The organism is Achromobacter sp. ACM05 (genome assembly GCF_019218915.1).
Classification (GTDB): domain Bacteria; phylum Pseudomonadota; class Gammaproteobacteria; order Burkholderiales; family Burkholderiaceae_B; genus Achromobacter; species Achromobacter animicus.
The window spans coordinates 1,302,612-1,321,968 of the sequence record NZ_JAHUWQ010000001.1 but is presented as its reverse complement, the minus strand read 5'-3'; the positions used below and the strand labels follow the sequence as shown (position 1 = coordinate 1,321,968).

The 19,357-nt window shown below is 67.2% G+C and carries 18 protein-coding genes; 15 read left to right on the top strand and 3 right to left on the bottom strand.

The genetic code is table 11. The annotated features are described in order from the left end of the window. Positions 1-330 precede the first annotated feature (330 nt). Complete coding sequence (cheD, locus tag KW836_RS06105; RefSeq protein WP_218342703.1) at positions 331-1,158, top strand: chemoreceptor glutamine deamidase CheD; 828 nt, start codon at positions 331-333, stop codon at positions 1,156-1,158. Between the two features lie 56 nt (positions 1,159-1,214). On the opposite strand, the gene KW836_RS06100 is transcribed toward cheD, so the two are convergent. After that, a complete protein-coding gene (locus tag KW836_RS06100; protein WP_218342702.1) occupies positions 1,215-2,198 on the bottom strand; it encodes a GlxA family transcriptional regulator in 984 nt (327 codons plus the stop codon). A gap of 255 nt (positions 2,199-2,453) precedes the next feature. On the opposite strand from KW836_RS06100, the gene KW836_RS06095 reads away from it, so the two are divergent. The 4 genes from KW836_RS06095 (at position 2,454) to KW836_RS06080 (ending at position 5,725) form a co-directional block, all read left to right on the top strand. Next, positions 2,454-3,140, top strand: coding sequence for a M24 family metallopeptidase (locus tag KW836_RS06095; protein ID WP_218342701.1), 687 nt, complete (start codon positions 2,454-2,456; stop codon positions 3,138-3,140). Between the two features lie 48 nt (positions 3,141-3,188). After that, complete coding sequence (thpR, locus tag KW836_RS06090; RefSeq protein WP_218342700.1) at positions 3,189-3,719, top strand: RNA 2',3'-cyclic phosphodiesterase; 531 nt, start codon at positions 3,189-3,191, stop codon at positions 3,717-3,719. A gap of 36 nt (positions 3,720-3,755) precedes the next feature. Beyond that, positions 3,756-4,316 (top strand): 5'-3'-deoxyribonucleotidase, encoded by a 561-nt coding sequence (locus KW836_RS06085; protein WP_175122194.1) that lies wholly within the window; start codon positions 3,756-3,758, stop codon positions 4,314-4,316. A 71-nt stretch (positions 4,317-4,387) separates the two neighbouring features. Continuing rightward, the gene (locus KW836_RS06080; protein ID WP_056559741.1) at positions 4,388-5,725 is read left to right on the top strand and encodes an NAD(P)H-dependent oxidoreductase; all 1,338 of its coding nucleotides are present in this window, start codon (positions 4,388-4,390) and stop codon (positions 5,723-5,725) included. Between the two features lie 53 nt (positions 5,726-5,778). On the opposite strand, the gene KW836_RS06075 is transcribed toward KW836_RS06080, so the two are convergent. Next, complete coding sequence (locus KW836_RS06075; protein WP_218342699.1) at positions 5,779-6,525, bottom strand: FadR/GntR family transcriptional regulator; 747 nt, start codon at positions 6,523-6,525, stop codon at positions 5,779-5,781. A 149-nt stretch (positions 6,526-6,674) separates the two neighbouring features. Then, positions 6,675-7,412, bottom strand: coding sequence for an SDR family NAD(P)-dependent oxidoreductase (locus KW836_RS06070; RefSeq protein WP_218342698.1), 738 nt, complete (start codon positions 7,410-7,412; stop codon positions 6,675-6,677). A 491-nt stretch (positions 7,413-7,903) separates the two neighbouring features. On the opposite strand from KW836_RS06070, the gene KW836_RS06065 reads away from it, so the two are divergent. The 10 genes from KW836_RS06065 to lpdA all read left to right on the top strand — a co-directional run bounded on the left by KW836_RS06065 (position 7,904) and on the right by lpdA (position 19,312). Continuing rightward, positions 7,904-9,139, top strand: coding sequence for a branched-chain amino acid ABC transporter substrate-binding protein (locus tag KW836_RS06065; protein ID WP_175184861.1), 1,236 nt, complete (start codon positions 7,904-7,906; stop codon positions 9,137-9,139). Between the two features lie 146 nt (positions 9,140-9,285). Beyond that, a complete protein-coding gene (locus KW836_RS06060) occupies positions 9,286-10,227 on the top strand; it encodes a branched-chain amino acid ABC transporter permease (protein WP_056559748.1) in 942 nt (313 codons plus the stop codon). After that, positions 10,224-11,504 (top strand): branched-chain amino acid ABC transporter permease, encoded by a 1,281-nt coding sequence (locus tag KW836_RS06055; RefSeq protein WP_218342697.1) that lies wholly within the window; start codon positions 10,224-10,226, stop codon positions 11,502-11,504. Before KW836_RS06060 ends, KW836_RS06055 begins: the two co-directional genes overlap by 4 nt. After that, positions 11,501-12,253: an ABC transporter ATP-binding protein gene (locus KW836_RS06050; protein WP_105240929.1), complete on the top strand. Its 753-nt coding sequence runs from the start codon at positions 11,501-11,503 to the stop codon at positions 12,251-12,253. Before KW836_RS06055 ends, KW836_RS06050 begins: the two co-directional genes overlap by 4 nt. Beyond that, the gene (locus KW836_RS06045) at positions 12,250-12,969 is read left to right on the top strand and encodes an ABC transporter ATP-binding protein (RefSeq protein WP_056559753.1); all 720 of its coding nucleotides are present in this window, start codon (positions 12,250-12,252) and stop codon (positions 12,967-12,969) included. The genes KW836_RS06050 and KW836_RS06045 overlap by 4 nt, the downstream gene beginning before the upstream one ends. Before the next feature lie 35 nt (positions 12,970-13,004). After that, the gene (locus KW836_RS06040; protein ID WP_175139543.1) at positions 13,005-13,799 is read left to right on the top strand and encodes an SDR family NAD(P)-dependent oxidoreductase; all 795 of its coding nucleotides are present in this window, start codon (positions 13,005-13,007) and stop codon (positions 13,797-13,799) included. Between the two features lie 39 nt (positions 13,800-13,838). Beyond that, on the top strand, positions 13,839-16,022 hold the full coding sequence (locus tag KW836_RS06035; RefSeq protein ID WP_218342696.1) for a thiamine pyrophosphate-dependent enzyme: 2,184 nt from the start codon (positions 13,839-13,841) through the stop codon (positions 16,020-16,022). Next, complete coding sequence (locus tag KW836_RS06030) at positions 16,019-16,507, top strand: VOC family protein (protein WP_218342695.1); 489 nt, start codon at positions 16,019-16,021, stop codon at positions 16,505-16,507. Before KW836_RS06035 ends, KW836_RS06030 begins: the two co-directional genes overlap by 4 nt. Before the next feature lie 10 nt (positions 16,508-16,517). Continuing rightward, positions 16,518-17,906: a pyruvate dehydrogenase complex dihydrolipoamide acetyltransferase gene (locus KW836_RS06025; RefSeq protein WP_218342694.1), complete on the top strand. Its 1,389-nt coding sequence runs from the start codon at positions 16,518-16,520 to the stop codon at positions 17,904-17,906. A gap of 8 nt (positions 17,907-17,914) precedes the next feature. Then, positions 17,915-19,312, top strand: a complete 1,398-nt coding sequence (gene lpdA, locus KW836_RS06020) for a dihydrolipoyl dehydrogenase (protein WP_218342693.1) — start codon at positions 17,915-17,917, stop codon at positions 19,310-19,312. Positions 19,313-19,357 lie beyond the last annotated feature (45 nt).

Here is a 19,357-nt window from a genome sequence, read left to right as displayed (position 1 = left end):
GGTCCGGCTCGGGGTTCTATCGCCGCCCTATCGTTCCGCCCAGCGGGTCTAAACCTCCGTTTGAACCCCCTTCATCCCCGTGATCCGGGGAAAGACTCCGAACTTGCCTGTGTAGGATGGTTGCCTGCCATCCGCACAGGCTTTTTGCATGCGGGCGTCAGGAGGAAGTTCCAATAAACGACGCTTTGGTCGTGTTTACACAGTTTTCTCCCATTGACTGCCGGGATATGCAAGAATAAAGCGACATTTTTTTACATGTTTTGTCACAATTGTCGCTTTTTCCCGCATTTCTAGTGTCTCAATCGCCGTTTTTGCCCAGATATCAGTCCAATGGCCGCTCTTGAAGCCCGCGCGACGCGTCACTACTACGACAGCGCGTTCCAATCTCCGGCAGTGAAAGTGCTCCCGAACGAGTACTACGTCACCAACGAGAACATGATGATCTCGACCGTGCTGGGATCCTGCGTGGCGGCTTGCATCCACGACCCGGTCACGGGCGTGGGCGGCATGAACCACTTCATGTTGCCCGAGGGCGACATGCAGTCGCCCGCGTCGGCCACCATGCGCTACGGCGCCTTTGCGATGGAAGTGCTGATCAACGAACTGCTCAAGGCCGGCGCCTCGCGCGACCGCCTGGAAGCCAAGGTGTTCGGCGGCGGCGCGGTGCTGGCGGCCATGCAGCAGATGAACATCGGCGAGCGCAACGGCGAGTTCGTCCTGAACTACCTCAAGACCGAAGGCATCCCCGTCAAGGCGCAGGATCTGGGCGACGTGCACGCGCGCCGCATCAACTACTTCCCGCGCGACGGCCGGGTGATGGTGCGCAAGATGGCGCCGCACCACCAGCGCGCCGAAGAGATCATCGCCAAACGTGAGCAAGAGGCGGCGCAAAGCGCGGCCGCCAAGACGGCCACGCCGCAACGGGTCGAGCGCTTTGCACGGCCCGGCGTCGAGCGGTTTGATCGTCCGGGCGTGGAACGGATTGATCGTCCTGGCGTGGAACGGCTGGATCGCCCCGGCGTCGAGCGGCTGAACCGCCCGGGCGTCGAACGATTCGACCGCCCCGCCGCGCGCCCCGGCGTGGAACGCTTCGACCGCCCTGCCCGGCCGGGCGTTGAACGCTTTGACACGGGTGTGACTCGCCGCACGAAGCCTTGAACGGCGAGCGGCGCGATCCCCGCCCCTGAACGGCAAGCATCCTGCCGTCCCACGCGCTAATCAGCAAGCGCCGCGCCGCCCTGCCCCAGGCTGAAACTGGTCCGGTATTGGCTGGGCGACACGCCCAAACGGCGGGTGAATGCCTCGCGTAAGTGGCGCGCATCGCGAAAACCGCATTCATACGCGACCGTCTTGAGCGGCGCGCCGTCGCGCTCCAGGCGCGCCCGCGCCGCGTCCACCCGCGCGCTTTCCACGAATTCCGCCGGCGTCACGCCCGCATCCCGCCGGAACACCCGTGAGAAATTGCGGCGGCTCATCCGGGCCACGGCGGCCAGCTCTGCCAGGCCCAAGTCGCCGGACAGGTTGGTCAGCACATGCTGCTGCACCTGCGCGACCACCGAGGTTTCCTCGACGAACGGGGTCAGAAACGGACTGAACTGCGATTGCCCGCCAGCGCGCTGCGTGAACACCACGAGCCGCTTGGCCACGTTCAGCGCGACCTCTGCGCCGTGATCCTGCGCCAGCAGATACAGCGACAGATCGATGCCTGCCGTGACACCCGCCGACGTATGCAGGCGGCCGTCCTGCACATACAACCTGTCCACCTCGACCCGTAACGCCGGATACTGCGCGGCCAACGCCTGCGCATCGTTCCAGTGCGTGGTGACGACCGCGCCATCGGGCAGTCCCGCGCGTGCCAGCAAGAAGGCGCCGTTGCAGATCGACCCGTACCGCGGCGCGCGCCGGCAGGCCGCCCGCAGCCAGACCAGCGCCTCGTCGGGCTCGCGCGCAGCCGGCAGGTCCGGGCCTCCCGCGACCAGCAACAGGTCTGGGGTGTCAGACACCTCGGCGTAATGCCGCTGCGGCAGGATCGTCATCCCGTTGGAGCACGGTACCGCGCCGCGCGTGAGGCCGATGATCTCCAGCCGGTATTGCCGGGCCGGCGCCAGAAAGCGGTTCGCTTCCGCGAACACATCCATGGGGCCGCTGACGTCCAGGGCCTGCACCCCGGGGAACACGACAAGGGCGACGGTTTTCATGGCGGGTGACGGGCGTACAAAGGAAAACCGCTACGTTAGCCCAGCGCCAACCATGTGCGGCGGCCCACGCGAATCCTTGGCCTTGAAACGCGCCATGGCGGCCCGAATCCGTCCTTGCCTGCGTCGCTGGCCCGTCCACGCGCCAGCCTGGCACGATTCCGTCCCGCCGGGCGCTCGCGGGCCTGCCCTCTTCTGCCCAGACTGGCACCTGTCCGGCGCGGCATGCCGCTGCGCCAGCTACATAGGAATTCCGCCATGACGATGCCTCTTTCCCCCGCCAGCGAACGCGTTGGCCCCGCCTTCTCCGTGGACGGCATGCTGCGGGCGCGCAACAAGACGCGCCAGGCCATTGCCGACATCGCCGCCCGCATCCAGCCCGGCATGGTGGAGGAAGACGCCGTGAGGCTCGCCAAGCAGACACTCATCGACGCCGGCATGGCCCTGAGCTGGCATCCCACGCGGGTGCGCTTTGGCGCCAACACGCTCAAGTCCATGCGCCAGCCGTCCGAGCCGGGCGCGGTGCTCGGCGAAGATGACATTTTCTTTCTGGACATCGCACCCCGCCTCGACGCCTGGGAAGGCGACGGCGGCAAGTCATTCGTATTGGGTGGCAACGCCGAGCAGGCGCGCTGCGCGCGCGATGCCGAAATCCTCTTCCACGACGTGCGCGACCGATGGTTGCGCGAACGCCTGACCGGCCATGCGCTCTATGCCCACGCCGACCGCCAGGCGCGCGCCATGGGTTGGGCGCTGAACTTCGAGCTGCCCGGCCACCGGATTTCCGACTTTCCCCACGCGGCCATTCACACCGGGTCGCTTGCCGATCTGGACATCGCGCCGTCGGACATGCGCTGGATCCTGGAGATCCACCTACTGGATCCCCAACGCCGGTTCGGCGCGTTCTTCGAGGACATGCTGCTGGACGACGAGCATTACGGCTGAAGGAAAACGGTGGGCCCGCCCCTCGCAGACGCGACCTACAATCAGCGCATGTCCACCATCCGCCTCTTCTACGCGCTGTGGCCGTCTCCCCCGCTGGCGGCGTCGCTGGCCGGCTGGGCGGAAGCCGCAAAACCGGCCATGGGCGGACGCGCCATGCGCACCGAGACGCTGCATCTGACGCTCGCCTTCCTGGGGCCCGTCGACAGCGCCCTGGCCGACGAGCTGGCGGCCGCCACGCCCGAACGCCGCCTGACGCCGGGCGATGTGCGGCTGGACCGCTACGGGGTCTTCCACCGCCAGCGCATTCTCTGGGCGGGTCCCGCCGAGACGCCCCCGAGGCTGCAGCAGGCCCACGACGATCTCTGGCAGTGGCTGTCCGGCTATGGACTGACCCCGCCGACCCAGCCGTTCCGCCCGCACGTCACATTGCTGCGCAACATCACCCACGCCGAGCCGCCCGGCGACGCACCCGCGCCGCTCCACTGGCGCTACGACCGCATGGTGCTGGTCGCGTCCGAATCGCTGACCGGCGGCAGCCGTTACCGCATCGTGGCGCAATCCCGGCCGCTGGTCGGCTAGGGCACAATCCTACGGTTGCCAACGTTTGGGACCCCCATGATCATCCTGCTGGATCAAGACGGCGTGCTGGCCGATTTCGAACACGCCTTCATCGACGCCTGGCGCGAACGCCACCCGGACATCGCGCCCATCGCGTTCGAGGACCGCAAGTCCTTCTACATCCGCGAGGATTACGGCCCCGAACTACGCGGCATGGCCGAGGCGATCTACACCGCGCCGGGTTTCATCCGCAATCTGCCGCCCGTGCCCGGTGCGCTGGATGCCGTCAAGGAACTGCTGGCGCTTGGCATGGATGTGCGGATCTGCTCGTCGCCGCTGTCGCAGTTTGAAAACTGCGTCGCCGAAAAATACCTGTGGGTGGAAAAGAATCTGGGCCGCGAAGCCACCAACCGGCTGATCCTGACCAAGGACAAGACGCTGGTGCAGGGCCATCTGCTCATCGACGACAAGCCGCATATCGAAGGCGCCGTGCGGCCGCGCTGGAAGCACATCCTGTTCGACGCGCCCTACAACCGCGAGGTGACGGACCGCCCGCGCATCACCTGGCAGAACTGGCGCAACGTGCTGGCCGGCGAGCTCTATACGGCAGATGCCTGAGTCCTGTTCAGGCGTCATCGTTTGGGACTATCCTGTGGAGTCGTACGCCCCACCCAGGAGGAGCCCGCGCCATGAATCTGTACCGTCTGCTCAAGCAGCGAGAAGCCGACCACAAGCCGCTGCGCGTCGCATTGTTGGGCGCCGGAAAGTTCGGCGCCATGTTCATGAGTCAGGCCCCGCGCACCCCGGGGATGCGGCTGGTCGCCGTCGCGGACCTGGTGCCGGACCGGGCTCGCGCCGCGCTGACCCGGGTCGGCTGGCCCGCGGGCGCGCTCAACGCCAGCAGCATCAATGACGCGTACAAGAACGGCAAGGTCTATTTCTGCGACGATGCGCGCACCGTCATCGCCAGTCCCGACGTAGACATCGTCATCGACGCGACCGGCCAGGCCGCGGCCGGCATCACGCATGTGCTGACCTGCTGCGAATACGGCAAGCACATCATCATGGTCAACGTCGAAGCCGACGCGCTGGCCGGCCCGCTGCTGGCGCGCCGCGCCCGCGAGGCGGGCATCGTCTATTCGCTGGCCTACGGCGACCAGCCTGCGCTGATCTGCGAAATGGTGGACTGGGCGCGCGCCAGCGGCTTTGAAGTCATGGCCGCCGGCAAGGGCACCAAGTACCTGCCGGAATTCCATACGTCCACGCCCGATACCGTCTGGCCCTATTACGGCTTCACGGCGGAAATGGTGGCGGCGGGCGACTTCAACGCGCAGATGTTCAACAGCTTTCTGGATGGCACCAAGAGCGCCATCGAGATGGCGGCCGTCTCCAATGCCACGGGCCTGCTGCCCTCGCCGTCCGGCCTGCACTTTCCGCCGTGCGGCGTGGACGACCTGGCGCGCGTGCTGCGTCCCCGCGAAGATGGCGGCATGCTGCACCATCGCGGCCAGGTCGAGGTGATTTCGTCGCTGGAACGCGACGGCCGGCCGGTGTTTCGCGACCTGCGCTGGGGCGTGTATGTCACGCTGGCGGCCGACAGCGACTACGTGCGGCGCTGCTTCCAGGAATACGGCCTGGTCACCGATCCGAGCGGCAATTTCACCGCCATGTACAAGCCTTACCACCTGATCGGGCTTGAGTTGGGCATCAGCGTGGCCAGCGTAGGCCTGCGGCGCGAGCCGACGGGTGCGCCGGCCGGCTGGCATGGTGACGTCGTGGCGACGGCCAAGCGCGACCTGCAAGCCGGCCAGATCCTGGACGGCGAAGGCGGCTATACGGTGTACGGGCGCCTGATGCCAGCCCCCGATTCGGTCGAGGAAGGCTATCTGCCGCTAGGGTTGTCGAACAAGGTCAAGCTGAAGAATCCCGTGCGCCAGTCGCAGGCGATCCGCTGGCGCGATGTGGAATACGACGAACGCTCGACGGCGGTGCAGTTCCGGCGCGAGATGGAGCAGACCTTCGCGTAAAGGACGGCGCGCTCGTCATGGGATCAGACCGGGGCGCGCCAGACCGAGGCTCGCTAGACCGGCGCCGGGCGCTCCGCCTGAAACAATCGCAGCCGATCCGCCGCATTGCGCAGATGCTGTTCGGCCGCGCGGCCCGCCGCATCGGGGTCCCCGGCTTCGATGGCCGCGAAGATGGCCTGATGCTCGCTCTGCACCGCGGCCATGCGCTCTGCATACATCCGCGCGGTGTTATTGCGCGCACTGCGGATGACGCGCCGCACATTCGCTTCCAGATAATCGTTCAGCGCCACCAGATGCGGGTTGTGCGTGGCCTGCACGATGGCCTGGTGGAATTGGTAGTCTTCCTCGTCGCCCAGCTTGTCGTTGATGAGCGCGTACTCCATGCCCACCAGCGCCTGCCGCATCTTTTTCAAATCATGATCGGTGCGCCGCTGCGCCGCATAACGCGCCGCCGTGACCTCGATGGACAGCATCAGCTCAAGGATGTGTTCCAGGTCCTGGTTGTCGCCCGGCGTGGGCGCGGCGATGCGAAAGGCGTTCTTCTGGAAGTTCGGGTCGACGAATACGCCACTGCCTTGCTGCGAGGTGACCAGGCCTTCGGATTTGAGGCGAGCCAGCGCTTCGCGCACGACCGCGCGGCTGACCGAATGCATTTCGGTCAATTGCTTTTCGGTGGGCAGACGGTCGCCGGGGGCCAGCACGCCTTGGCGTATCTGGTCGGCCAGGGCATCCGCCACCGCCGCGGATAGCGAACTGCGAGGCGCGGCGCGCGTCGGATCGGATTCTTGACTGGGCTGCATGGGGATCTTCAAACGTGAGGGCGGCGCGCGGGTGCGGCGGCCATGTTTATAGGAATGTCTCGCGTGGGGGTCCTGACAGGCATCTTCGCGGCAGCGCCTTGGAAATTATAGATTTGCCGGTTTGTCCCGGCGCGCCGCGTTCCTGCACTTTAAGCGATATAGATCCCGCCATTGACCTGCATGACCTCGCCCGTCACAAATGACGCCAGCGGCGAGCACAGGAACGCGATGGTGCCCGCGATCTCCTCGGCCGTGCCGAAGCGGCGCAGCGGCGTGCTTTCCAGCAACTGCGCGCCCTTCTGCCCGATCAGGTCATGCGTCATGGACGTGGCGATGATGCCGGGCGCCACCGCGTTCACGCGGATCTGCGGGGCCAGTTCCAATGCCAGGCTGCGGGTGAAGCTCTGCACCGCGCCCTTGGACGCGGAATAGGCGGCGTGCGCATAGCTGCCGCGCTGCGCGGCCAGCGACGTCAACAGGACGATCGAACCGTCGTGGCGCAGATGGCGCTGGGCGGCGCGGCACACGTAGAACGTGCCGTCCAGATTCACGCGCATCAGCGTGCGCCAGGACTCGTCGCTGGTGTCCTTGACGAGCTGTTCCGGGTAGATGCCCGCGCAGTGCACCAGGTGATCCAGCCCACCGAAATGTTTGGCAGCCGCCTCGAACACCCGTTCGCAATCGTGCGACACCGACACGTCCAGCGCATACGTGTAGACGCGCTGCCCGGTGGGGTCGAGCTCTGCCGCCACCTCCTCCAGCCGCGCGTTGTCGATGTCGGTCAGCACCAGCCGCGCGCCGTGCGCGGCCATGAGTCGCGCCGTCGCCAGCCCGATGCCGTTGCCCGCGCCAGTGATGGCGGCAACCTGCCCCTCAAACGAAATCATCCTGTCTCCTGAAGCTGTTTTTAGCGGTCCGCGGCGCTGTCGCGGCAACGGTGCAAATTCTGATTGAACTGCTGAATCCGTTGCTTGACACGAGAAAAACGCCTGGCCTATGATTTATCGGACAACTTGACAAAGTTGCCTGACAACTTGTGCTGACAGCGTAAATCAACGGACGCTTTCAGGCAAGTCAGTCAGAAAAACACGGCGACACGCCGCATAAACAGGCAGGGGACAACCAGGTGAACTTCACCGGCAGCATGACCGCATCCGCGCCCTCGGCACGTCCGACGGCGCACCTTCAGACGCCCCGGCGGCTTCGTGCCCTGCCCGGCTGGCGTTCCGCCCCGGCGCCTTGTGCGACCGTGGCCGCCGCCACTTCCCCGCCTTCGCTCCCCATCGCTTTCGCGCCCTTGCGGCGCGGCGGCGATGCGGCGCGCGCGCCTGCCTGACCCACGCAATCACCACACTCCCGTTCAACGGAGGAGACACGCATGAAATTGGCTTTCACCACCGGTCTGCTGTGCCTGGCCGGACTCGCCGCCACCGCCCACGCCGCGCCCGTCAAGATCGGCCTGATCGAAACGCTGTCGGGCCCGCAGGCCTCGACCGGCCTGATGTTCCGTGCCGCCGTCAAATACGAGCTGGACCGCATCAACGCCGCCGGCGGCTGGAACGGCCAGCCGCTGGAACTGGTGGAGTTCGACAACCAGGGCGGCCCGGTGGGCGCCTCCGACCGCTTCCGCGCCGCTGCCGCCGAGGGCGTGCAAGTGCTGGTGCAAGGGTCGTCATCGGCGATTTCCGGCCAGCTGACGGAAGACGTGCGCAAGCACAACCTGCGCAACCCCGGCAAGGAAATCGTCTTCCTGAACGTGGGCGGCGAGGCGCTTGAGCTGACCGGCCAGAAGTGCCACTTCTATCATTTCCGCTTCACCACCAACGCCGACCTGCGCGTGAAGGCGCTGGCGTCGGTGATGTCGGCCGACGGCACGCTGGGCAAGCGCGTGTATGCCATCAACCAGAACTACTCCTGGGGCCAGGACATGGAAGGCGCGACCGAGCGCTTTGCCAAGGACTACGGCTACGAGGTGGTGGGCAAGACGCTGCACGAGGTCAACAAGATCCAGGACTTCGCACCGTACGTGGCGCGCATCCGTTCGGCCACGCCGGACACGGTGATCACCGGCAACTGGTCCAACGACCTGCTGCTGCTGATGAAGGCCACGCAGGCCGCCGGCCTGAAGGTGCGCTTTGCCACGGTGTTCCTGGACCAGGTGGGCAACCTGGCCAACGCCGGCGAAGTCGCAATGGGCCATTACATCGCGCACCCGTACAACATCGAGGCCGCGGGCGAGGAAGGCGCGAAATTTGCCGAGGACTACAAGTCCAAGACCGGCCACTACCCCAGCTACACCGAGCCGCAGACCGTGATCGGCGTGCGCTTCCTGGGCGAAGCCTTAAAGCAGGTCAAGCCCAAGGACGGCAAGCTGTCGGTGCCCGAACTGGCCGTCGCGCTGGAGCAGGTCACCTACAAATCCGCGCTGGGCGACTACACGATGCGCGCCGAAGACCACCAGGTGCAACTGCCGATGGTCGTGTCCAAGGTCAGCAAGAACGCCAAGTACAAGGCCGACGGCACCGACATGGGCTTTGAACCGGTCAAGGTGCTGGCCGCGGCCGACGTGTCCGCGCCGGTGCAGGCCACCTGCAAGATGCAACGTCCGAAGTGATGCCGGCGCGGCGGCCCGTGCGCTGATACGCGAACGGGCCGCCGCCGGCACATGACAAGCGCACACCCGGCGCGGGCCGGGCAAAAACAACGTGCGCAATCGCTCGCGGGACGCCCGGCGTCCCGCGCAAGAAACCTGGAGCGGACATGGAATACTTTACCGTCTCGCTGTTGAACGGCGTGATCTACGGCCTGCTGCTATTCATGGTGTCGGCAGGCCTGACATTGATTTTCGGAATGATGGGCGTGCTGAACTTTGCGCACGCCTCGTTCTACATGATTGGCGCCTACGCCGCCTACACGCTGACGCCCGTCACGGGCTTCTGGGCGGCCCTCGTGCTGGCCACGATCATTTCGGGCGTGCTGGGCATGGGCGTCGAACGCTTTTTCCTGCGCCGCGTGCACAAGTTTGGCCACGCGCAGGAATTGCTGGTGACTTTCGGGCTGGCGTTCATCGTCGCCGAGCTGGTCAAGCTTTTCTACGGCGATTTTCCCGTCGACTACCGCGTGCCGCAGTTCCTGAACTTCGCGGCGTTCCGCGTGTTCGACGCGGATTATCCGTTCTACCGCCTGCTGATGGGCGGCGTGTCGATCGCGATGTTCGCGGTGATCTACCTGCTGCTGTCGCGCACCCGCGTGGGCATCGTGGTGCGCTCGGCCATCTACCGTCCGCGCATGGCCGAGGCGCTGGGTCACAACGTGCCGCTCGTCTTCATGAGCGTGTTCGGCGTGGGCGCCGCGATGGCGGGCCTTGCCGGCGCGGTGGCGGGCGCGTTCTACACCACCAACCCGAACATGGCGCTGGAACTGGGCGTGCTGGTGTTCGTGGTGGTCGTGGTGGGCGGACTGGGTTCGCTGGAAGGCGCCATGATCGCCTCGCTGTTGATCGGCCTGATCAGCTCGTTCTCGGTCGGCATCGACGCCAGCCTTGCTACATTGTTCGGCCTGTTCGGCGCGCGTGACTGGGCCGAAAGCGTGGGTGGCCTGATGACCGTGAAGATCTCCAGCCTGGCCGCGACGCTGCCGTTTCTGCTGATGCTGGTGGTGCTGCTGGTCAAGCCGTCGGGACTGAAGGGAGAGCAGGCATGAGCCATACCGCTACCTCCACCGGCCGCGCCACGGGCGCGCTGCTGTTGATCCTGTGTGTGGCCGCGCTGTGCGCGCTGCCGTGGCTGCTGCCTGCCGGCCAGCTCGTGGCGGCCGTGCAGATGCTGATTGCCGCACTGTTCGCCTGCGCCTTCAACCTGCTGGCAGGCCAGGGCGGCATGCTGTCCTTTGGCCATGCCGCGTACTTTGGCGTCGGCACCTTTGCCACCATCCATGCGATGAATGCGCTGGGCGGCGCGGGACTGCTGCCCACACCCCTGATGCCGCTCGTCGGCGGCGTGGCCGGGCTGCTGTTCGGCGTGGTCGCCGGCTGGTTCGCCACCATGCGCTCGGGCGTGTACTTTTCGATGATCACGCTGGCGCTGGCCGAACTGCTGCACGCGCTGGCGCCGCACCTGAAAGGCGTCTTCGGCGGCGAGGCAGGCGTATCCGCCATGCGCATGCCTGCGTGGGGTTTTACCTTCGGGTCCGACATCGAGGTTTATTACCTGGTGCTGGCCTGGGTGGTGGTGTCGCTGGCCGCGCTGTACGGCCTGACGCGCACGCCGCTGGGCCGCCTGACGCTGGGCCTGCGCGAAAACGCCAACCGCCTGCGCTACCTGGGCTACCGCCCGCATGCGCTCAAGACCATGGTGTTCGCGCTGTCGGCGATGTTTGCCGGCATTGCGGGCGGCCTGCAGGCGCTGAACATCGAGGCCGGCAACTACGTGCTGTTCGAGGTCAAGCTGTCCACCGACGCGGTGCTGTTCGCCTACATCGGCGGCGTCAACGCGTTCCTGGGTCCGGTGCTGGGCGCGTCGATCCTGACGTTCCTGTCGCAGACGCTGGCCGACATCACGCGGTCCTGGCTGCTGTATCAAGGCATTCTGTTCGTGCTGGTGATGCTGTTCGTGCCCGACGGCCTGGTCGGACTGGTGCAACGCGCGACCAAGTCGCTGCGCGAGCGCGGCCTGGCCAACTGGCTGCCGCGCGCCGCGGTGTCGGTGGCCGGGGGTCTGCTGCTGACCGGCGCCACCGTCTTCACCGTCGAACTCTTGCAACGCATGTTCGCGCGCGATTACCGCGCCCTCCTCGCCATGAACCCCGAGGCCGGCTGGCCCGCCATCCCGCTGTTCGGCCAGGAGTGGGCGCCGCTTGCCGTGTCGACCTGGCTGGTGCCGCTGGCGTTGTTCGCCGCCGGCCTTGCCGCCTGCCGCTGGGCGCTGACCCTGTGGCGTGACGCCGGGGAAGCCGCCCCTCTGCTGGAGCCCGCCAAATGAGCCACGAGATCCTGACCCTGACCGACGTGCGCAAATCCTTTGGTGAAGCGCAGATCATCCGCGGCGTGAACCTGGCGATCGAAGCCGGCGAACGCCACGCCGTCATCGGCCCCAATGGCGCGGGCAAGTCCACGCTGTTTCACCTGATGTCGGGCTCGTTCGCGCCCACGTCGGGCGACATCAGCCTGCGCTCGCGGTCCATCGGCGGCCTGGCGCCCGAGGCCATCAACCGGCTTGGCCTTGCGCGCTCGTTCCAGATCACCAACGTGTTCCCGCGCCTGTCCGTGCGCGAGAACCTGCGGCTGGCGGTGCTGCGCATGCACGGGCTGGTCTACAACTTCTGGCGGCCGATTGCGCGCAACCGCGCCGTCAATGAAGACGTGGACCGCCTGCTGGAAAAGGTGCGGTTGACGGCCAAGCAGGACACGGCGGCCGGCGACCTGAACTACTCCGAGCAGCGCTCGCTGGAAATCGGCATGACGCTGGCGTCGCGCCCGAAGGTAATTTTGCTGGACGAACCCATGGCCGGCATGTCGCAGCACGAGGTCGACTACACGGTCGAACTCATCAAGGACGTAACGCGCGACTGCACCCTGCTGATCGTCGAACACGACATGCAGGTGGTGTTCTCGCTGGCCGATCGCATCAGCGTGCTGGTCTATGGCGAGATCCTGGCCACCGGCACGCCCGCCGCGATCCGCGGCGACGCCCGCGTGCGCGAGGCCTACCTGGGAGAGGAAACGGTATGACGACGCAATCCCCCCTCTTGTCGCTGCAGGGCGTGCATGCCCACTATGGCAAGAGCCACATCCTGCACGGCATCGACCTGTCGATCGGGCGCGGCGAAGTGGTCAGCCTGCTGGGCCGCAACGGCGCGGGCCGCTCCACCACCATGAAAAGCATCATGGGGCTGGTGGACGTGACCGGCGGCCGCATCGCCATCGAAGGCCGCGACATCACCAACAAGCGCCCCTTCGAGATCGCGCGCGCCGGCCTGGCCTTCGTGCCCGAGGAACGCGAGGTGTTCGCCAACCTGACGGTGGACGAAAACCTGCGCATGGGCGAGCAGCCCCGGCGCGACGATGCGCCGTACTGGACCGTGGCGCAGATGTTCGACTACTTCCCGCGCCTGAAGGAACGCAGCAGCACGAAGGCAGGCAACCTGTCGGGCGGCGAGCAGCAGATGCTGACCATGTGCCGCTCGCTGCTGGGCAACCCCAAGGTCATCCTGATCGACGAGCCCACCGAAGGCCTGGCGCCCAAGATCGTCGAGGTGATCGCCGACGTCATCCGGGATATCCACAAGCAGGGTGTGTCGGTGGTGCTGGTGGAACAGAAGCTGACGATCGCGCTGAAGGTGTCCACGCGCGTGAGCGTGATGGGCCACGGCCGCATCGTGTTCGAAGGACCGCCCGCGCAGCTCCATGAGCGCCAGGACGTCGTCCAGGAATGGCTGGCGGTCTAGCCGGCCTACGTACTCATCCATTACAGGCACACATCGTGGACAACACCACTGAAGTCATCCATCCGGAGCTGCGCGGCCAGACGGTCGTCATCACCGGCGGCGCGAAGGGCATCGGCTACAGCACGGCGCAGGCGTTTGCGCGCCAGGGCGCTCGCGTCGCGCTGCTGGACATGGACGCCGCCGCACTGGAGGCGGCTGTCGCAAGTCTGGCGGCAACGGGAACCGGCGCGCAGGCCATGGCCGTGCAGGCGTCCGTCACCGACGCCGACGCGGTCGAACGCGCCTTCGCGCAGGTTGCCGAGACCTGGGGCGGCATCGACGTGCTGGTCAACAACGCCGGCATCTCGGCCAACAAGCCCACGCTGGAAGTCACCGTGGACGAATGGCGCCGCGCCGTGGACATCAACCTGACCGGCGTCTTCCTGTGCGCGCAGGCCGCGGGCCGGCGCATGGTGCCCGCGGGCTCGGGCAGCATCATCAACCTGGCCTCCATGTACGGCGTGGTGGCCGCCCCCGACCGCGCGGCCTACTGCGCCACCAAGGGCGCGGTGGTGCTGCTGACCGAGACGCTGGCCGTCGAATGGGGTCCCGCGGGCGTGCGCGTCAACGCGCTGGCGCCGGGTTACGTCGAAACCGACCTGGTGCGCGACCTGGCGGCGCGCGGCCGGCTGGATCCCGAACGCCTCAAGCAACGCACGCCGCTACGCCGCATGGCGCAGCCGGCCGAAATGGCCGACCTGGCGGTTTTCCTGGCGTCGCGCCAGGCCGCCTACATCACCGGACACACCCTGGTGGCCGACGGCGGCTGGAGCCGCTACAGCTACCTCTGATTGCCCCGACGCTTACAAAAACACTCTGGAGATTCATTCATGGCCACCTACCAACCGCTTGAGCCCCAGGCGCCCTGGCGGCAACTGACGGCCGAGGCCTCGGACTGGCAGCAGGCTGACCCCGCGCTGCTCGGCACGATGCTGACCCAACTGCACTGGATCCGCGCTTTCGAGGAAGCCGTGCTGGAGCTGGCCGCCGAAGGCCTGGTGCACGGCCCCGCGCACTCGTCGGTGGGCCAGGAAGGCGGCGCCGTCGGTTCGGTGCTGGCCCTGGGCGCAGGCGACCAGATCAACGGCTCGCATCGCGGCCACCACCAGTTCCTGGCGAAGGCGCTGCAACACGTCGCGCCGCTTGGACTGGATCCGCGCAACCCGCTGACGCCCGCCATCGACGAAGTCCTGCACAAGACGCTGGCCGAGATCATGGGCCTGGCCAACGGCTATTGCCGCGGCCGCGGCGGCAGCATGCACTTGCGCTGGCTGGAAGCCGGCGCATTGGGCACCAACGCGATCGTTGGCGGCGGCGTGCCGCTGGCCGCCGGCGCGGGCTGGGCGCACAAGCATGCGGGCACGGACCGCGTAGCCGTCACGTACTTTGGCGACGGCGCGGTCAACATCGGGTCGGTCCTGGAAACGATGAACCTGACCGCCGCGTGGAAGACGCCGCTGTGCTTCTTCATCGAGAACAACCGCTACGCCGTGTCCACCACCGTGGAAGAATCCACCGCCGAGCCGCGCCTGTCCGCGCGCGGGCTGGCCTTCAACATTCCGTCCTGGAAGGTCGACGGGATGGATCCGCTGGCCGTGCACCTGGCCATGTCGGAGGCTGTGGCGCACATGCGTGCCGGCAACGGTCCGACCATCGTCGAGGTGGATGTCTACCGCTTCTTCCACCAGAACGGCCCCTTCCCCGGCAGCGCCTTCGGCTACCGCACCAAGGACGAAGAGGCGCAGTGGCGCCAGCGCGATCCGCTGGACCGCATCGCCTCGGAAATGATCGCGCGCAAGCTCGTCACGCAGGCGGACGTGGACGCGCTGCGTCAACGCTGCAAGGACGTGATGAAGGACGTTTCCGGCCGCCTGACTGAAGCGGCGGACGGCGGCAAGCGCCGCGTGCGCGCCGACCTGTGGCCCAGCCCCGATTTCCGCGACGTGGGCCTGCGCAGCGATGGCTCGGAACTGGAAGGCCTGCGCTATCAGGAAGCCGCCGACCACACCGGCGCGAAGGTGACGCGCAAGTTCGTCGATGCGGTGGCCGACGTGCTGGACCGCCGCATGGAAACCGACCCCGGCGTCGTCGTACTGGGCGAGGACGTGCACCGCCTGAAGGGCGGCACCAACGGCGCCACGCGCGGCTTGAAGGACAAGTACCCGGATCGTGTGCTGGGCACGCCGATCTCCGAGAACGCCTTTGCCGGACTGGGCGGCGGGCTGGCGATGGACGGCCGCTACAAGCCCGTCGTGGAATTCATGTATCCGGACTTCATGTGGGTCGCGGCCGACCAGATATTCAACCAGATCGGCAAGGCGCGTCACATGTTCGGCGGCGACATCGACGTGCCGTTCGTGCTGCGCACCAAGGTCGCGATGGGCACGGGCTACGGCTCGCAGCATTCGATGGACCCGGCCGGCATCTTCGCCACGGCGCCCGGCTGGCGCATCGTCGCCCCGTCCACCCCGCACGACTACGTCGGCCTGATGAACACGGCGCTGGCGTCCAAGGATCCGGTGCTGGTCATCGAGCACGTGGATCTGTATGCGTCGTCGGGCGACGTGCCCGACGGCGACCTGGACTACGCCGTTCCCTTCGGCAAGGCCCGCGTGCGCCGTGAAGGCAGCAAGGTCACCATCCTGACGTACCTGTCCATGGTCAGCCGCGCGCTGGCGGCCGCCGAACAGGCCGGCGTGGACGCCGAAGTCATCGACCTGCGCACGCTGGACCGCGCCAGCCTGGACTGGGACACCATCGGCGCCAGCATCCAGAAGACCAACAACGTGCTGATCGTGGAGCAAGGCGCGCGCGGCACGTCCTACGGCGCCATGCTGGCCGACGAGATCCAGCGCCGCTACTTCGACTGGCTGGACCAGCCGGTCAAGCGCGTCACCGGCGGCGAGGCCTCGCCCAGCATCTCGAAGGTGCTGGAACGCGCGGCGTTTGCCGACACCGACGAGGTGATGGCGGGCCTGGCCGACGTGCTGGCCGATCTTGGAGAGCAGTCATGAGCGCCCTGCACATGACCGTGCCGATGGAGGTCGGCATCTGCTGCGCGGATCTGGATGCGCTGGCCGCGTTCTACACCGGCGTCATGGGATTGACGCTGGTGAACCGCGTGACGGTGCCCGCCGACAAGGCGCGGGCAACGGGCCTCACGGCGCACGGCTACGACGTCGCGCGCCTGCAGACGCCGTACGGCGAGCGCATCAAGCTGCTGCAACCGACCGTTGCCCCTGAACCCGCCGTGCGCGGCGCGGCGATTCTGGACCGCCAGGGCGCCGCCTACCTCACCTTCATCGTGCGCGACCTGCGCGGCGTGGTGCGCGATCTGGAATCGAAGGGCGTCGTCTTCGACAGCGCGCCCGCGCCCATGGAAGTGCGGCCCGGCACGTGGCTCGCCTTCTTCCGCGACCCCGAAGGCAATGTGCTCGAACTCGTCGAATACGACGACCCCGCCGCGTACCGGCCCGACCTGGCCGGCGCCGCTGAATAGGAAGAACATCGTGGCAACCCTCATCAAACTCCCATCCGTAGCCGCCGACGCCTCGGGCGGCATCCTGCATCAGTGGCTCAAGCAGGAAGGCGACCGCGTTGCCGTCGGCGATGCGCTGGCGGAAATCGAAACCGAAAAGGCCATCGTCGAGATCAACGCCGAACAGGCCGGCGTGCTGGGCCGCATCGTGGTCCAGGCCGGACCGGCGTCGGTGCCGATCAACACCGTGATCGGCGTGCTGATCGCGGATGGTGAAGACGCGGCGGCGATTGATCGTGCGCTGGCTGAGCAGGGTGGCGCGGCGGCGGCGACGGAATCGGCTGCTGGAGCGTCGGCTGGAGCCTCGGCTGGAGCGTCGGCTGGGGCGGCATCGGCGGCGGGCGGAACGTCGGCTGGTGCAGCGTCGGCCGGCGGGACACCGAACGCCGGAGCGACGACAGGGCAAGCGGCTATGGCCAGCAACGTCGCGTCCGGCGCTGCCACTGCCTCGCAGCAAGCCGGCAGCGCGTCCGCATCTGCCTCAACGACCGCTGCCGTTCCCGGCGGCCGCCTCTTCGCCAGCCCCGTCGCCCGGCGTCTTGCCGCGCAATGGCACGTCGACCTGCTGGGCGTCACCGGCACCGGTCCGCATGGCCGCATTGTGCGGCGCGATGTCGAGTTGGCGCGTGACCGCGCGCCAGCCGCAGCGCCCGCCACCGCGCCGCTCGCCGGTCGCCCCGCCGCGCGCCGCGTGCCACACACCGGCATGCGCCGCGCCATTGCGCGCCGCCTTACCGAAAGCAAGCAGCACGTGCCGCACTTCTACCTGACCGTCGACTGCCGCATGGACGCGCTGCTGGCCCTGCGCGCGCAGGCCAACCACGGCGGCGCGGTGAAGTTGTCGGTCAATGACTTCATCGTCCGCGCCGCCGCGCTGGCGCTGCGCGAGGTGCCGGAGGTAAACGCGTCCTGGCATGACGACGACATCGAGTATCACGCCGGCGCGGACATCTCGGTGGCGGTCGCTACCGACGGCGGCCTGGTGACGCCCATCGTGCGCGACGCCGACGTGAAGTCCCTGACCGCCGTCGCGGCAGAGATCGTCGAACTGGCCAAGCGCGCCAAGGTCAACCGCTTAAAGCCCGAGGAGTTCACCGGCGGCTCGCTGACGGTCAGCAACCTGGGCATGTACGGCATCAGCCAGTTCGCCGCCATCATCAATCCGCCGCAGGCCGCCATCCTGGCCGTCGGCGCGGCCGAACGCCGGCCGGTGGTCGACGACGATGGTCAACTGGTTGCCGCCACCGTGATGACGGTGACGCTGTCGGCCGACCATCGCGTCGTGGACGGCGCGGTCGGCGCGCGCTGGCTGGCCGCCTTCCGCGCGCTGATCGAAAACCCCGTGCGCATCCTGCTGTGAGCCCCGCCATGACGAAGACGAGTTTTGATCTGGTGGTGGTGGGCGGCGGGCCGGGCGGTTACGTGGCTGCAATCCGCGCCGCGCAGCTTGGCATGTCGGTCGCGCTGGTCGAGCGCGCCGAATTGGGCGGCATCTGCCTGAACTGGGGCTGCATTCCCACTAAAGCCCTGCTGCACAGCGCGACCGTGCTGCGCGCCTGCCGCGAAGCCGCGCACTACGGCGTGACGGGCGCGGCAGAAGCGCGTCCCGATCTGGCCGCCATGGTCGCCCGGTCGCGTAAAGTCGCCAACCGGTTGGGTCAGGGCGTGGCGCATCTGATGAAAAAGAACGGCGTGACAGTGTTCGCAGCCACCGCCCGGCTTGCGGGCGCGGGCAAACTGGCGCTGGAAAACGGCGCCACGCTATCAGCCAAGCACATCATCCTGGCCACCGGCGCACGTGCTCGCGAACTGCCGGCGCTGCCCGTCGGCGAACGCATCTGGGCCTACCGCCAGGCGCTGGTTCCGACCGAGATCCCGAAGTCGCTGCTGGTCGTCGGCGCGGGCGCCATCGGCGCCGAGTTCGCCAGCTTCTATCGCGCGGTGGGCGCCGAGGTCACGCTGATCGACATGACGCCGGAGATCCTGCCGCAGGAAGACGCCGAGATCTCCCAGTTGGCGCGCAAGGCCTTTGAGAAGCAAGGTATCCGCGTGCTGACCCGTTGCGCCGTGACGGCCTCGTCGACCACCGCCGACGGCGTCAAGGTGACGTTGGAGCATGACGGCAAAAAGATCGAAGAGACGTTCGACCGCGTCATCGTCGCCGCCGGCATTGTCGGCAACGTCGAGGATCTTGGCCTGGAAAAGACGCGCGTCAAAGTCGAAAAGACGCACATCGTCACCGACGGCCTGTGCCGCACCGGCGAGCCGGGCGTCTACGCGATCGGCGACGTGGCCGGCGCGCCGTGGCTTGCTCACAAGGCCAGCCACGAAGCAGTGCTGTGCGTGGAGGCCATCGCCGGGTTGCCGGTGCATGCCATCGATCCGCTGCGCATTCCCGCCTGCACGTATTCCTATCCACAGGTTGCCAGCATCGGCATGACCGAAGCCCGCGCGCGCGAGCACGCCACGAAGACCGGCGGCGAGATCCGTGTCGGGAAATTCACCTTCGCCGGCAATGGCAAGGCGATTGCGATGGGCGAGGACCAGGGGCTCGTCAAGACGGTGTTCGACGCCAAGTCAGGCGAACTGCTGGGCGCGCATATCGTCCACCCCGAGGCGTCCGAGCTGATCACGGGCTATGGCGTGGCAGCGTCGTTGGAGGCCACCGAAGAAGACCTGATGCACACCGTGTTTGCGCACCCGACGCTGTCGGAAACGCTGCACGAGTCGGTGCTGGCGGCGTTTGGAAGAGCGCTGCACGCGTAGCAGTTGTCCACAGGTGTCAGACACCTTCGTCGTTCATCGGTGTCT